We start from the raw sequence: 13,963 nt of genomic DNA, 5'->3' as shown, positions 1-13,963 counted from the left end.
TTCTAATTGATATTGAATACCGGTAATCCTTGGTAGAAATCTATCGTACTTTTATTTACTCTTAGTTTTAATTGCGCCTGTAAGTTTTCGTTCTGCGCTGTAGCGAACAAAGTTTTTGCTTGTCCTAACTCTATGACATTGATCATTCCTCTTTCATAACGCTTTTGGGCGATATTAAAGGCAAGGTTTTGTGATTTCATTCTTTTTTGGGTTTGTGTCGTCTCCACAGTAAGGGCATCATACTCCTGTACCAATTGCTGAACGATCTGATGCAACTCTTGATCCGTAATATTTGAATTGTTCTTTGCTCTTTCCAATTCGATTTTCTGTTGTTTTACATTTGAACGATTTGCCCATGCATTGAAAATAGGTACACTAAGTCTAGCTCCTAAATAATCATACCTATTACCCCTAAATTGGTCTCTAAAACCAATTGTTTCTCCGAAACCATCGGTAATGGTCTGAAAATAACCCGTACCGATTCCTCCTAATAATGAAAGGGAAGGATATAATGTACCTCTAGTAGCACCTAATTGTTTTTCAGCTGCTTTTACTCGTAGTTCTTGTGCCTTAACAGAAGGCATAAATTCCTTTGCCTTAATAAAAAGAGAATCGGAAATTATAAATTCTCTTACATCGTCGTCTTTGCTTCCTATTAACTCAGGTCGGATGTTGATATCTTCTCTACCCTGTATGTTCATAGCTTGAATCAAGACCAATTTCGATGCTTTTAGACGATTGATATTTTGCATCAAGGTTAATTCATCGGTCAACAATAATGACTCGGCCTCATACAAATCGGCACGTGCCATTACACCCAGTTCCACTTGTCTATTAACCAATTTGAAATTGGTTTGAGAGATTTCTACCTGTTCTTTTGAAATTTTGATAAGTCCTTGAATAAATTGCACATCATAATATGCAGACATGACCTCAAAAGCCAATAAATATTTTTGTTGAAGACTTTCTTCTTTTGCCGCTTTATACAGGTATTTAGATGCTTTAATCGCATTAATTTTTTGAAAACCTTGAAACAGATCAAAAGAACCATCCATTGAATAGTCATTCGAAAAGATATCGGTATTAACAATACTATTATCTTCTGGGTTTGTCTGACGACCGTATTTAATAAAATAGCTAGAAGATGCATTTACCGATGGCAACAGATTACGAACCGATTGTCTGTAGGTTTCTCTATTAGATTGGTTGGTATACTTAAAGTCGTTCAACTGCAAATTATGCTCTAATGCATAGGCAACACATTCATCTAATGACCAATTATCTTGAGCCATTATAGAACCCCAAATAGAGAGCAGTAAAAGTGTCGTTATTTTAAATTTTTTATTCATTTCTTTATTGGTATGCCATTCTCTATACTATATGCGTGCCATAATCTTAAATTATTGATTATCAATTATTTACATTTAAATAAAAATTATACATATTTTACTAGTGTAAAAATGTTGTACAGATAATGTCAAATATTTTTACACTGGTATGAAAATACAAATTACTATGTGTAGATTTAAATGAGTTAATAGATTGTTGCCATGATAGATGCTAAAATACTTGTAGTAGACGACACCAAAAGTGTATTGAGCGCTTTAGAGATTTTATTACAGTTTGAATATAAAAGTGTTCAAACCATATCAAATCCCAACCTGCTTACCTCTTTCCCAAACCTAAAGGAAATTGATATCATTTTATTGGATATGAACTTTTCTGCAGGAGTGAACACTGGTAACGAAGGATTATACTGGTTACGAGAGATAAAAAAGAAAGCTTCACATATATCGGTCATTATGATGACAGCTTATGGTGCCGTTGAACTTGCTGTTGAAGCCATAAAAGAAGGCGCTACCGATTTTGTATTGAAACCTTGGAACAATGAGCGACTATTAACTACCGTAAAATCTGCCTATGAGCTTAGAAAGTCTCAAAAAGAGGTTCAGCATTTAAAACAGAAAGAAAGTAATCTTAAGCAGGTTATCAATCAGAATTCAAATTACATTATCGGGAATTCTAAAGCATTGAACAGTGTTCTTACTCTAGTACAGAAAGTTGCTAAAACCGATGTAAATATTTTAGTTACCGGAGAAAATGGAACGGGTAAAGAACTCATCGCCCGAGAGCTTCATAAATCGTCCGCTAGAAATAACGAGGTTTTTATCTCGGTAGATATGGGGTCTATATCAGAGAATTTATTTGAGAGTGAACTTTTTGGTCATGTAAAAGGATCTTTTACCGATGCTAAAGATGATCGCGCCGGTAAGTTTGAAGCTGCTAATGGCGGTACACTTTTCTTAGATGAAATAGGAAACCTATCGTTACAAATGCAGGCAAAATTATTATCTGTTATTCAGAATAGGGTCGTTGTGCGTGTGGGCTCCAATAAACCTGTACCAGTAGATATTAGGTTAGTTTGCGCTACCAATTGCAATCTAGACCAAATGGTTGCTGACGGATTGTTTCGTGAAGATCTTTTATACCGAATAAACACCATACAAGTACAGGTGCCAGCATTGCGAGATAGAGATAACGATGTACTAGTGCTTTCAGATTTCTTCTTGAAAAAATTTGCTAGCAAGTACGGCAAACCTAGTTTAAAAATAAACCAGACAGCGCAAGAGAAATTAATGACCTATCCTTGGCCAGGCAATGTTAGAGAACTATTACATACTATGGAGCGTGCCGTTATTTTATCGGAAGGAAATGTTTTAAAACCAACTGATTTTCTTTTGGATACTAAAACAACGGTTAGTATGGAAGGCGGACCAAAAACCTTGGAAGAAATGGAGTTGGTTATGATCAACAAAGCGTTGAACGACCATGAAGGTAATTATAGTGCCGCCGCGGATCAATTAGGCATTTCTAGACAAACACTTTACAATAAACTTAAAAAATCTGGCAAATAATGGTTAGCAAAAGTATATACTACCAACTTGTTATCAGGATTATTTTAATTGCAGTTTGCGCCCTGTTAACCGCATTTTTATTTGCTAAAGAACATTATCTTCTTGGTGGAATTTTAGCATTGGTTTTTATAGGACAAACATACGGACTCATACACTACGTAAACCAGACCAACAGAAAAATAGCCTACTTTTTTGATGCCATAAAAAATGAAGATTTTACTTTACGTTTTCCTGAAAAACTGAGTGTAAAATCTATTGAAGAACTCAACCAAAGCTTGAATATGCTGAATAACATGATTCAAGATATTCATCTTAAAAAACAGGCACAAGAGCAGTATTATCAAGAAATACTTAGACAAGCTGATATTGGGATATTCACTGTAAACGATAAAGGTCATATTCTTTACGCCAACCCTACGGTACAAAACTTATTAAATTACAGGCCTTTAAATCATGTTAAGCAATTAAAACAAATAGACCCTAATCTTTATAGTCTATTTGAATCTTTAGAGCCTTTTGAAAGCACGCTATATTCTTTAGGAAATGAACGAGGTAAAAAAGAATTGACTTTAAAGTGTACACCAATTGCTATTGAAGGCAAGCAGTTATTATTGGTCATTGTCCATGATATTCAAAAAGAACTGGATGATAAAGAAACTGATTCTTGGGTAAAACTGATTCGCGTTTTAACCCATGAAATCATGAATACCATTACGCCGATTACTTCTATCTCTGAATCTATCTTAAAATATTTTAAGAAAGGGAATGTGCTTTCCACGCCCGAAGAATTTGGCGAACTTCAAATAAAAAACTCTGCAAAAGGTTTAGAGGTTATCAAAGAACAAGGAAATGATTTAATGAGTTTTGTACAGTCTTACCGTACATTTTTAAGTGTACCCGAACCTGATCGAAAATTAATACCCGCTAGCAAGATTTTAGAAAAAGTGCGATTGTTATTACAAGAATATACCAACGGACATAATATTACTTTAGAAGTATCTTCCCAACCCGAGGACTTAGAACTATACATAGATGAAAAACAGCTCACACAAATACTTTTAAACTTAGGTAAAAATGCCCAACAGGCTTTGGAAGTACAAGATGAAGGAAGCATAGTCATTAAAGCTGGTGTAGACCAGCAAGGTAAAAAATACATTACCGTTACCGATAACGGACCGGGTATATCGCCAGAAATGTTAGACGAGGTCTTTGTTCCATTTTTTACTACCAAAAGCACAGGAACCGGAATTGGTCTAAGTTTAAGTAAACAAATTATGCGAATGCATGGTGGATCTATTCGTGTTGCATCAAACGAAACAACGACGTTTACACTTACTTTTCAGTAGTATTATAATTCTGCTTTTAGTTCCGTAAAAGGATCCCAGAAGTATTTTTCAAGGTTTACAATTTGAAGTTCTTTTATGATTACTCCCTCAGACTCTAAAAGCTGTTGCATGAGGTTGGTGCCGTCAAAATGATGCTTACCGGTAAGTAATCCGGCTTTATTGACTACTCTATGCGCTGGAATATCATCCATGTTGTGCGATGCGTTCATTGCCCAGCCTACCATTCTTGCGCTACGTGCCGCACCTAAATATTTGGCAATTGCACCGTAGGATGTCACCCGTCCCTCAGGAATTAATCGTGCCACCTGATATACTCTTTCAAAGAAATTCTCATTTTCAGGTTTCATCTGCTACGTCAATTTAATTAAACAATCTAAAAGCGGTAATTACAAATAACAACACCATTAATCCACTTAAAATAAAATTACTGTTCTTAGAGAACGACGTTGTTTTATGCTCCCACTTATTAAAATAGATCACATATAAGTACATGGCCAAAAAAGTACCACTACCGGCTGCCATTATAAACAAAACCTCATCTATAATTTTGAAGGTCATAAACCCTTGAGAATGAAAAACCGTATTTAATCCGCTATAATAAGGTATTGCCAAAAGATTGATAAGCGCCAAGAACACCCCTTTAGAAAAACTGTTCCTTTTTTTAGTTTCGGTAAGTATCAGCGGCTTATTCTCTTGTTTTCTACCCTTTATAAAGAAGACAATTGCCAGCACAAAAAAGATACCTAATGCCAATTGCAGCAATACTTCTATTACATGTTGGTTTCTAGAAATCAGTTTTGCGATCCGTACTGCAATGTAGGTCTGTAGCATTACGGCCAATGCTACGCCCAACCCAAATATTATTCCGTTTGCCTTACCCTTTTCAACACTGGTCTTGGCAGCGTTTAAATTAAGTAGACCCGGTGGTAATGATGCAAAAAAGGCTGCACCAAAGGTAAATACAAATAAGGTTGGCAATTGTTGCATTGAATCAGTTTACCTTGAACCTAATGAACGTAATAGGTTTTCCCTTTTCAAGATACTGATTTTCATAGAAAGTCTGTATTTCCAAGACTTCTTTAGGGCTGCCTTCATTCTTATACACATCATGGTTGGCATAAAGCACCTCTAAACCAAGTCCGTGCAATAAGCCCAAAGTATACCCGTGCATGAACTCACTATCTGTTTTAAGATTCACGGTACCTTCTGGTTTTAGCACTTGTTTGTAGCGCTCTAAAAATACCGCATTGGTCATACGGTGCTTGGTACGTTTATATTTTATCTGTGGATCTGGGAAGGTGATCCAAATTTCAGATACTTCTTCTTTTCCAAAAAGATGATCAACCAATTCTATTTGCGTTCGTATAAAACAAACATTAGGCAAATCTTCTTCAATGGCTTCTTTAGCGCCTTTCCAAAAACGGGCGCCTTTGATATCGATACCGATAAAATTCTTGTTCGGAAATTTCTTTGCCAAGCCAACGGTATACTCCCCTTTACCACAACCCAATTCCAATACAATAGGGTTGTCATTTTTGAAATGGGTATTCCACTTTCCCTTCAACGGAAAACCGCCTACCACTTCATCTCTTGTTGGTTGAATTACGTTTGAAAACGTCTCGTTTTCCTGAAATCTTTTTAATTTATTCTTACTTCCCACAATAATTACATCTAAACTGCGGCAAATCTAAGAAAAAAGAGAAGGGTAGCGATTATTGTACTTCCTCTATTTGAACAATACTTTTCTCTAGGGTAAAAGAAAACTCCGATCCTACCTCTACCGCACTTTCTACGTAGATTTTTTCTCCGTGCGCTTCAATCACATGTTTTACAATGGCAAGACCTAAACCTGAGCCTCCTTCACGGCGGCTACCGCTTTGATCTACCCTGTAAAAACGTTCAAAAAGCCTAGGAATATGAACGGTCGGTATACCCTCGCCATTATCGGTAACCCTAACAATTACCTTATTTTTTACCAGATCTTCTACACTGACTTCGGTAGTACCATTGTCATTACCATATTTGATGGAGTTGACGAGTAAGTTAGTGAGTACTTGCTGTATTTTTTCTTTATCGGCATAAACGAATATGGGATCAACATATTCCATATCAAACGTAAGGGTAATGTTCTTCTTTGCCGCTTTCATCTCTAAAAGATCGAACACACTTTGTATGAGCTCTACAATATCAAACGAACCCTTATCTAGATTAAGATCACCAACCTCAAGTTTCGTAATCAAATCTAAATCTTTTACAATATAAATAAGACGATCTACTGCTTTATTGGCACGGGTAAGATACTTTTTTCTAATGTTCTTATCCTCCATTGCACCGTCTAACAGGGTTTCAATATACCCTTGCACGGTAAATAAAGGGGTCTTTAATTCATGAGAAACATTACCTAAAAAATCTTTTCGGTACTCTTCTCGAATTTTTAAGGTGTCTATCTCAATTTTCTTATCCTTTGCAAATTTTTCAATTTCTGCAGTCAAGGTTCTCATATCTGTAGTTACCGGATACGAGAGTATGGTACTAGACTCCAGCAACTCTACATCATCATAAATTTTCTTAATTCTTTTGTAGATGAATTTTTCAATTCTTAATTGTAATGTGATGAAGGAAATAACAAAAAAGAACAACGCCGCAAATAATAAAATAGGCCAATTTATGGTGCTAAAGTGCCATTGCAACAATGCCAACATAGCTATGCCGATTATTACAATATAAAGCGATGAGCGAAATGCAAAACGATATGACTTTCTTGAACGAACTAGAGAAGCCATTTACAACACAAACTTATATCCTACACCCTTTACGGTCTTAAAATGGTCTTCACCTATTTTTTCGCGAAGTTTTCTAATGTGTACATCTATAGTACGGCCACCAACAACGACTTCATTACCCCATACTTTATCAAGAATTACTTCTCTTTTAAATACTTTACTAGGTTTTGAAGTCAATAAAGCTAGAAGTTCAAATTCTTTTCTTGGTAAAATGATCTCTTTACCTTTTTTGACAATCTTATACTCTTCTCTATTAATAACGATATCGCCTACTTTGGTAATATCTTCTTGAGCGTTTTCTTCATTCTTCATGCGTCTTAGTAACGCATTCACCTTACTTACCAATACTTTTGGTTTAATAGGTTTGGTAATGTAATCATCTGCACCGGCATCAAAACCTGCTACTTGAGAATAATCTTCCCCTCTAGCTGTCAAGAAGGTAATAATGGTATTTTCCATACCAGGAGTTCTTCTTAGGATCTCACAAGCTTCAATACCATCCATCTCTGGCATCATTACATCCAATATTATAAGATGTGGCAATTTCTTTTTTGCCTTGGCAACACCATCGGCACCATTCTTAGCAGTGTATACATCATATCCTTCCGCAGATAAATTATAGGCCACTATCTCTAGTATGTCTGGTTCATCATCAACTAAAAGTATTCTAATGTCCTTCTTTTTCATGGTTTTCAAATTAGATTGATTCGCTCAAAAGTAAAGATAATACTATTACTGCAAAGCCAGTTAACATTGATTTAATGTAGTAACGTTTAGATAACATTAACAAAATAAATGTTTAACATGGATCTAACCCGAAGATTACAACCTCTCTCTTTCTTTGCGGTGCAATAAAATATAATTGATAAGAACTCTATTGCCAACCTAATTAAATTAATAATTAAAAAGAAAAGATGAAAAAAATTATTTGGTCACTTGCTACGGTAACTGCAATTATTGCTGCAGCATCATGTGAAAAAGAAACTGTAGTAGAAATAGAAAAAGAAGTAATCGTTACAGATACCGTTACTGTTAACCCTGTCGAAACTTCAATAACAGTCTCAGGAGACATTAATGCAGATGCTACCTGGACCGCTGACAAAATCGTTGTTTTAGATGGTAGAGTATTCATTACTGATGGAGCAACACTTACTATTGAGCCAGGTACAATTATAAAAGCAAATGCTGGATCAGGTGTTAATGCTTCTGTATTAATAGTAACAAGAGGAAGTAAGATTGAAGCTGCAGGTACAGCTACAGCTCCAATTATCTTTACTTCTTTTGCGGATAATATTGAATTAGGACAAACTGCCGGTACCAATCTTGACCAAAATGATCGTGGTCTTTGGGGTGGTTTAATCGTATTGGGTAATGCACCTGCATCTTTTGATGGTGATGCTGAATCTGCTCAAATAGAAGGTGTACCTACTGATACTGATGGAGATAAAGGTTTATATGGTGGATCTGACTCTGCTGATGATTCTGGTACTTTACAGTACATTTCTATACGTCACGGCGGTGCTTTAATTGGTGAAGGAAACGAAATTAACGGTCTTACTTTAGGTGCTGTTGGTTCTGGAACAACTGTTGACAACATTGAAGTTGTTGGTAACGTTGATGATGGTGTTGAATTCTTTGGTGGAAGCGTAGACGCTACTAACTTATTCGTATGGGCACAAGGTGATGATGCTCTTGATATTGATCAAGCTTACTCTGGTACTATCGACAATGCAGTTGTTGTACAAGGTGGAATTTCTGACCATGCTTTGGAAATTGACGGACCAGAAGGTTCTTTACAAGGTAGCTTTACTTTAACAAACGCTACTTTAATTGGTTTAGCTGATAATGTTGAGAATGGTGAAATCGCTGATTTCCGTTCAAACGCACAAGGTACTACCAACAACATATTAGTTACTAATTTCACAGGAGTAGGTACTGACTTACAACTTTCTGACATTGAATTAGACAACGAAGGTGTTGCCGCTAACTACACCGCTGGTTCATTGGTATTTACCAACTGGGAAATTGTATTACCAGAAGGCGTTACTGCTTCTTCTGAAGTATTTAATGACACTACCGATGGTTCAACTTTTGAAGCTGATGCAGCAACTTTCTCATCTGCAGTAACCGAAGGAACTATAGGTGCTGATACATCTGCATTTTCTTGGACTTATTCTAACACTAAAGCTAGCTTAGGTTTCTAATTATAAATACAAATAATAGTTACACATAATAATTGCTCGTCTTAGACTAATCTATAGGCGGGCAATTTATTTCTTTTTTAATAATTTCAATTAATTGATTATGAAACTTAAGTTATTATTTATTTTACTCATCGCCTTTTCTACTCAAACCATCTTTGCACAAGAAGGTATTATTTCAGGAACGGTAAACGATGGTGAATTTAATGACGTTCTTCCTTTTGCAAATATTCTTATCAAAGGCACAACAAAAGGAACCACATCGGATTTTGATGGAAAATATGTTCTAGACGTTGAACCTGGCACGTACACCGTTACTTTTTCGTACTTAGGATACGAAACAAAAGAAGTAGCAGAAGTTGTCGTTGCCCCTGGCGCAGAGCAAATAATAGACATTACTTTAAATCCGCTTGCTAATGCGCTAGACGAAGTTGTGGTTACTACCACAGTTAGTAAAAACACAGAAGCTTCCGTGTTAAACCTACAAAAGAATTCGGTAGCATTATTAGATGGTTTATCTATACAAAGCATTAAAAAATCTGGTGCTAGCGATATTGCCAGTGCTATTAAATCGGTACCTGGTGTATCTGTACAAGGTGGTAAATTTGTTTACGTTCGTGGTTTAGGTGACCGTTACACTAAATCCATTTTAAATGGTGTAGATGTACCTGGTCTTGATCCAGACAGAAACACTTTGCAATTAGATATTTTTCCTACGAATATTCTTGACAATATTATTGTTGTAAAATCTGCTACAGCAGATCAACCTGCAGATTTTACCGGTGGTGTAGTCGATATTGTTACTAAAGATTTCCCATCAAGAGCTGAATACAGTTTCTCTGCTGGCTTAGGTTACAATTCTAGTATGCATTTTAAAAACAATTACCTTAAATATGACGGTAGTCCAACAGATGCATTAGGTTTTGATAATGGTCAAAGAGATTTAGCAATACCACAAAATATAGAAACTCCTTTACCTGTTGTTGACGGCAATAGATCCGCTGCCTTAACAAGATTATTGGAACCAAATCTAAAAGCACTGGAAAATCAAAGTGGTGCAGATTTTAATATTGGTTTTACAGCTGGCAACCAATATGACCTTAATGAAGATGGAACTAAAAAAATAGGTTACTTAGCCTCTCTTACATATAAAAACAGTACTGATTTCTACGAAGATGCTGTTAGCGGACAAGTATTTAGAAAACAAGACCAAGACAAATCTGTTCTTGAGCTAACCGATGACAGAACACAATCTGGTAATATCGGTGTCAACAACGTACTTATTAGTGGGCTTGCAGGTATTTCATTAAAAAGCCTTCAGTCTAAATACAAGTTAAATGTATTACATATACAAAACGGAGAATCTGGTGCATCATACATTAGACAAGATAATTTTAATGTAAATTCTAACACTATTTTCAAAGATGTACTAACGTATACACAACGTTCTATTACCAACATTTTATTAAATGGTGAACACACGAACGAAGATGCTTCTTGGAAAGTTTCTTGGAAAGTTTCGCCAACATTCTCTAAAATCTATGATAAGGATTTGAGAACGACTCCTTTTAGATTTGAGCCAGAAACTGGAAACTTTACTATTTCCCCTAGTGAATCTGGAGACCCTAGTAGAATTTGGAGAGACTTAGAAGAATACAACGTAGCTAGTAAATTAGATCTTACAAGAAAGCATCAATTATTTGGTAGAGATGCAAAACTTAAATTTGGTGGTGCGTTTACTATTAAAGAAAGAGACTTTGTTGTTAATCAGTTCTCTACACCTATACAATCACAAACAGGTAACTATAGTTTAAATTTTGAAGGTAATGCAGATTTAGTTTTAGCTCCTGAAAACATTTATGACCCAGAAACTAGAGAAGGTACTTATGTAAGACGTGATTCTAATATATCCGACTCTTTCAACTCTCAAATTACCGTTGGTGCAGGTTATGTTGGCGAAGAGTTTAAATTATCTGATAGGTTAAACGCAATTGTTGGCGTAAGATTTGAAAAGTTCGACCTACTTTACTCAGGTGAAAACCAAGATGGTGAAGTTTTTGACAATCAAACAATTTTAGACAAAGCAGATTTCTTCCCTTCTGCCAACTTTATCTACGAACTAAACGAAGAAGCAAATAAGAAAATAAGAGCTTCGTTTTCTAGTACTACGGCTAGACCTTCTTTTAAAGAGGCATCTAACGCACAGATTTTTGACCCTGTATCAAGTACGTTCTTTATTGGTAATATCGATATTCAACCAACATATATCAATAATTACGATATAAGATTTGAAGCTTATGGTGAGGGAACGAATTTCTTTGCAATCAGTGGTTTTGCCAAAACTTTTGATGATCCTATTGAACTTACGTTCATTAGAGAAGCTAGAGGGCAATTTATTCCCTTAAACTTAGGTGATGCCAAAGTATTTGGTGCTGAATTGGAATATAGAAGAAATATGGGCTTTATTCCAGGATGGGAAAATTTCAATTTCAATGCTAATATTTCTGTTATTGAATCTCAGCAAACATATAGTGAAGATGAAGAAGCTGCAAGAATAGATAACTTAAGAACAGGTGAAACATTAGATGACACTAGACAATTACAGGGGCAGTCTCCTTTACTTTTAAACGTTGGATTTGACTACTCAAATAATGATAATGGCTGGCAAGGTGGTATCGTTTACAATGTTCAAGGTAAAACTTTAGAGATTGTAGGTAATGGCGATATCCCAGATGTTTACACGCTACCTTTCCACAACTTAAAAATGAACTTAAGTAAAGAATTCGGTAAAGAAAACTCTAGCAAAATAACCTTAAAGTTTGAAAACATTATCAATGATGATATTGAGAGTGTTTACCAATCTTTTGGTGCTCAAGACCAAATATATTCTTCTAGATATCCAGGACAAGCTATTTCTTTAGGATATAGCTACCAGTTCTAAATCTTTAAAATTCAATAGTCAAAAGCCCGCAAATTGCGGGCTTTTTTTTATTCTTAAAACCGATAACTATTTGATAACATTTAATTCAAAATAGATGTGGGATAATATCTTAATTTTAGTAAGAATCTTAATATGTATATAATGAAAAAATGCATCTTCTTTTTAGCTAGCATTATTATGGTCTTTTTAGCATCTTGCTCAAAAGAAGAAAATATAGACGAGTCAACATCTGATGAAATATTAACACCGATATCTAATGATGATGCCTTTCTAATTCCTTTAGGAACTCAGATTATAAAAGATTCCTTACAATTTACATTGAGCCTAAAAGACTTTGATCTTGAAATCGATTTTGACGAAATTCACTCCATATCTTTGTTTTTTAAAGATCCCAATCTAAATGAAATGAAACCTTTGGCTTATATCGATCTAGAAAGGGACTATCGCATTTCCTACGAAGGAGGCAGCGACCTTGAAGAATTAGACTATACCATTTATATTGAAAATGCTGACGGAACCAATGATTTTAATTCAAGTTTCGAACTTAAAAACCTAACGATTATCGGCTTAAATATTTCCAAAATTAGAGATATCCCTACAGGTACTTTAGACTATAAAGATTTTGATGAGCTGGTCGATTATTTTAATCTTCAAGATTAATTCTAAACTTATTTTTAATAAAAAAAGCCCGCAAATTGCGGGCTTTTTTGTTTACAATATTTCTTACGATCAAAGACTACACGCAACTTAAAACTCCAATAAAATTGGTAGTTGACGTCATAAACTGTGCATTTCATCGATCTTTTTGCATTTCATCGATCTTTTCACAATATCTCCTCTTACAAAAATATAAGAGACTGTTAAATTCCTATATTTGTGGCATAGCATTTGTAACCAGCTATATATGAAGCAACTTTACCTAATCCTCTTCTTTTTCTTTATTTCTTTCAGCTATGGGCAAAGTACCCAAAGTAATGGAGATATTGATGGTTTTAGCATGTATCCAAATCCGGTTACTACAGGTAAAGTTTATATCTCCACAAATAATAATGCACCTAAAGAAATATTCATCTACGATGTATTTGGTACGTTGTTATTGAAGACTACGATTTTAGGTAAAGAATTAAACCTTTCTGATTTAGATGCTGGTGTTTACGTATTACGTGTTCTTGAAAAAAACAAGATGTGTACACGTAAGTTAATTGTAAAGTAACCCTATTACACATTTTTCCTTCTTTCATTTTCAATTCACCATTATCGGTTAACTACACGTTTTTACGACGAAATACTTCGCCTATTTCATTTACCTACATAAATTTAGCTTTCACAACATTTTCGGTGTTCTAGTTACACTTGTTTCTATCTTTGAAGTGTTGATCCCAAATCAATACCAAATGAAGAAAATCTACTTTATGCTATTTATGGTAGTCTCCGTTGGCTTATATGCCCAAGACACCATAGATATCAACAACCTACGCAACGATGAAATAGTCGGTTTTAAATTGTACCCCAACCCTGCAATAGCAGATGTTGTTTATGTAACAACACAAAACAACAACCTTAAAGAGGTTAGAGTTTACGATGTATTCGGTGAGCTAGTCTTAATCGAAAAACTATCTACAAAGGCAATGAACATATCTAGATTATCACCTGGTGTTTATGTTGTTCAAGTAACCGAAAACAATAAATCTATTACCCGTAAGCTGGTGGTTAAATAAATAACCTACATATTTTCTGCTTAAAACAATAAAAATAATTTGGTTCAGTACCTTTGCCA

The 13,963-nt window shown here is 35.1% G+C and carries 13 protein-coding genes; 7 read left to right on the top strand and 6 right to left on the bottom strand.

The features are described from left to right. Positions 1-2 precede the first annotated feature (2 nt). A complete protein-coding gene (locus tag SJY30_RS16185) occupies positions 3-1,349 on the bottom strand; it encodes a TolC family protein (protein ID WP_396633163.1) in 1,347 nt (448 codons plus the stop codon). Between the two features lie 201 nt (positions 1,350-1,550). On the opposite strand from SJY30_RS16185, the gene SJY30_RS16180 reads away from it, so the two are divergent. Together SJY30_RS16180 and SJY30_RS16175 are read left to right on the top strand one after the other, a co-directional pair. Beyond that, positions 1,551-2,915, top strand: coding sequence for a sigma-54-dependent transcriptional regulator (locus SJY30_RS16180; RefSeq protein WP_396633162.1), 1,365 nt, complete (start codon positions 1,551-1,553; stop codon positions 2,913-2,915). Then, a complete protein-coding gene (locus SJY30_RS16175) occupies positions 2,915-4,261 on the top strand; it encodes a sensor histidine kinase (RefSeq protein WP_396633161.1) in 1,347 nt (448 codons plus the stop codon). The genes SJY30_RS16180 and SJY30_RS16175 overlap by 1 nt, the downstream gene beginning before the upstream one ends. A 2-nt stretch (positions 4,262-4,263) precedes the next feature. On the opposite strand, the gene SJY30_RS16170 is transcribed toward SJY30_RS16175, so the two are convergent. Genes SJY30_RS16170 through SJY30_RS16150 form a run of 5 tightly spaced genes read right to left on the bottom strand, consistent with a single transcriptional unit; the run spans position 4,264 to position 7,731 of the window. Next, a complete protein-coding gene (locus SJY30_RS16170; protein WP_036157011.1) occupies positions 4,264-4,608 on the bottom strand; it encodes an MGMT family protein in 345 nt (114 codons plus the stop codon). A gap of 13 nt (positions 4,609-4,621) precedes the next feature. Then, positions 4,622-5,248 (bottom strand): LysE family transporter, encoded by a 627-nt coding sequence (locus tag SJY30_RS16165; RefSeq protein WP_396633160.1) that lies wholly within the window; start codon positions 5,246-5,248, stop codon positions 4,622-4,624. 4 nt (positions 5,249-5,252) lie between these two features. Then, a complete protein-coding gene (trmB, locus tag SJY30_RS16160; RefSeq protein ID WP_396633159.1) occupies positions 5,253-5,921 on the bottom strand; it encodes a tRNA (guanosine(46)-N7)-methyltransferase TrmB in 669 nt (222 codons plus the stop codon). A 52-nt stretch (positions 5,922-5,973) separates the two neighbouring features. Continuing rightward, entirely contained in the window at positions 5,974-7,044 is a 1,071-nt protein-coding gene (locus SJY30_RS16155) for a sensor histidine kinase (RefSeq protein ID WP_396633158.1), read from the bottom strand. Then, entirely contained in the window at positions 7,045-7,731 is a 687-nt protein-coding gene (locus SJY30_RS16150; protein ID WP_396633157.1) for a response regulator transcription factor, read from the bottom strand. A gap of 227 nt (positions 7,732-7,958) precedes the next feature. On the opposite strand from SJY30_RS16150, the gene SJY30_RS16145 reads away from it, so the two are divergent. The 5 genes from SJY30_RS16145 (at position 7,959) to SJY30_RS16125 (ending at position 13,904) form a co-directional block, all read left to right on the top strand. Continuing rightward, complete coding sequence (locus tag SJY30_RS16145) at positions 7,959-9,248, top strand: hypothetical protein (RefSeq protein ID WP_396633156.1); 1,290 nt, start codon at positions 7,959-7,961, stop codon at positions 9,246-9,248. 100 nt (positions 9,249-9,348) lie between these two features. Next, positions 9,349-12,186, top strand: a complete 2,838-nt coding sequence (locus tag SJY30_RS16140) for a TonB-dependent receptor domain-containing protein (protein ID WP_396633155.1) — start codon at positions 9,349-9,351, stop codon at positions 12,184-12,186. A 141-nt stretch (positions 12,187-12,327) separates the two neighbouring features. After that, positions 12,328-12,846 (top strand): hypothetical protein, encoded by a 519-nt coding sequence (locus tag SJY30_RS16135; protein WP_396633154.1) that lies wholly within the window; start codon positions 12,328-12,330, stop codon positions 12,844-12,846. A 244-nt stretch (positions 12,847-13,090) separates the two neighbouring features. After that, a complete protein-coding gene (locus SJY30_RS16130) occupies positions 13,091-13,399 on the top strand; it encodes a T9SS type A sorting domain-containing protein (RefSeq protein ID WP_396633153.1) in 309 nt (102 codons plus the stop codon). A 181-nt stretch (positions 13,400-13,580) separates the two neighbouring features. Beyond that, a complete protein-coding gene (locus SJY30_RS16125) occupies positions 13,581-13,904 on the top strand; it encodes a T9SS type A sorting domain-containing protein (RefSeq protein ID WP_396633152.1) in 324 nt (107 codons plus the stop codon). Positions 13,905-13,963: the final 59 nt, after the last annotated feature.

Source organism: Maribacter sp. R86514 (genome assembly GCF_044597005.1).
In the GTDB taxonomy this organism is placed as follows: domain Bacteria; phylum Bacteroidota; class Bacteroidia; order Flavobacteriales; family Flavobacteriaceae; genus Maribacter.
Note: the sequence above shows the minus strand (reverse complement) of the source record. Positions and strands in the feature narration are given on the sequence as shown.

Excerpts from the sequence above, each read along its gene's own strand:
- SJY30_RS16185 (WP_396633163.1), bottom strand. The coding sequence starts at position 1,349 with ATGAATAAAAAATTTAAAATAACGACACTTTTACTGCTCTCTATTTGG.
- SJY30_RS16180 (WP_396633162.1), top strand. The coding sequence starts at position 1,551 with ATGATAGATGCTAAAATACTTGTAGTAGACGACACCAAAAGTGTATTG.
- SJY30_RS16175 (WP_396633161.1), top strand. The coding sequence starts at position 2,915 with ATGGTTAGCAAAAGTATATACTACCAACTTGTTATCAGGATTATTTTA.
- SJY30_RS16170 (WP_036157011.1), bottom strand. The coding sequence starts at position 4,608 with ATGAAACCTGAAAATGAGAATTTCTTTGAAAGAGTATATCAGGTGGCA.
- SJY30_RS16165 (WP_396633160.1), bottom strand. The coding sequence starts at position 5,248 with ATGCAACAATTGCCAACCTTATTTGTATTTACCTTTGGTGCAGCCTTT.
- SJY30_RS16155 (WP_396633158.1), bottom strand. The coding sequence starts at position 7,044 with ATGGCTTCTCTAGTTCGTTCAAGAAAGTCATATCGTTTTGCATTTCGC.
- SJY30_RS16150 (WP_396633157.1), bottom strand. The coding sequence starts at position 7,731 with ATGAAAAAGAAGGACATTAGAATACTTTTAGTTGATGATGAACCAGAC.
- SJY30_RS16145 (WP_396633156.1), top strand. The coding sequence starts at position 7,959 with ATGAAAAAAATTATTTGGTCACTTGCTACGGTAACTGCAATTATTGCT.
- SJY30_RS16140 (WP_396633155.1), top strand. The coding sequence starts at position 9,349 with ATGAAACTTAAGTTATTATTTATTTTACTCATCGCCTTTTCTACTCAA.
- SJY30_RS16135 (WP_396633154.1), top strand. The coding sequence starts at position 12,328 with ATGAAAAAATGCATCTTCTTTTTAGCTAGCATTATTATGGTCTTTTTA.
- SJY30_RS16130 (WP_396633153.1), top strand. The coding sequence starts at position 13,091 with ATGAAGCAACTTTACCTAATCCTCTTCTTTTTCTTTATTTCTTTCAGC.
- SJY30_RS16125 (WP_396633152.1), top strand. The coding sequence starts at position 13,581 with ATGAAGAAAATCTACTTTATGCTATTTATGGTAGTCTCCGTTGGCTTA.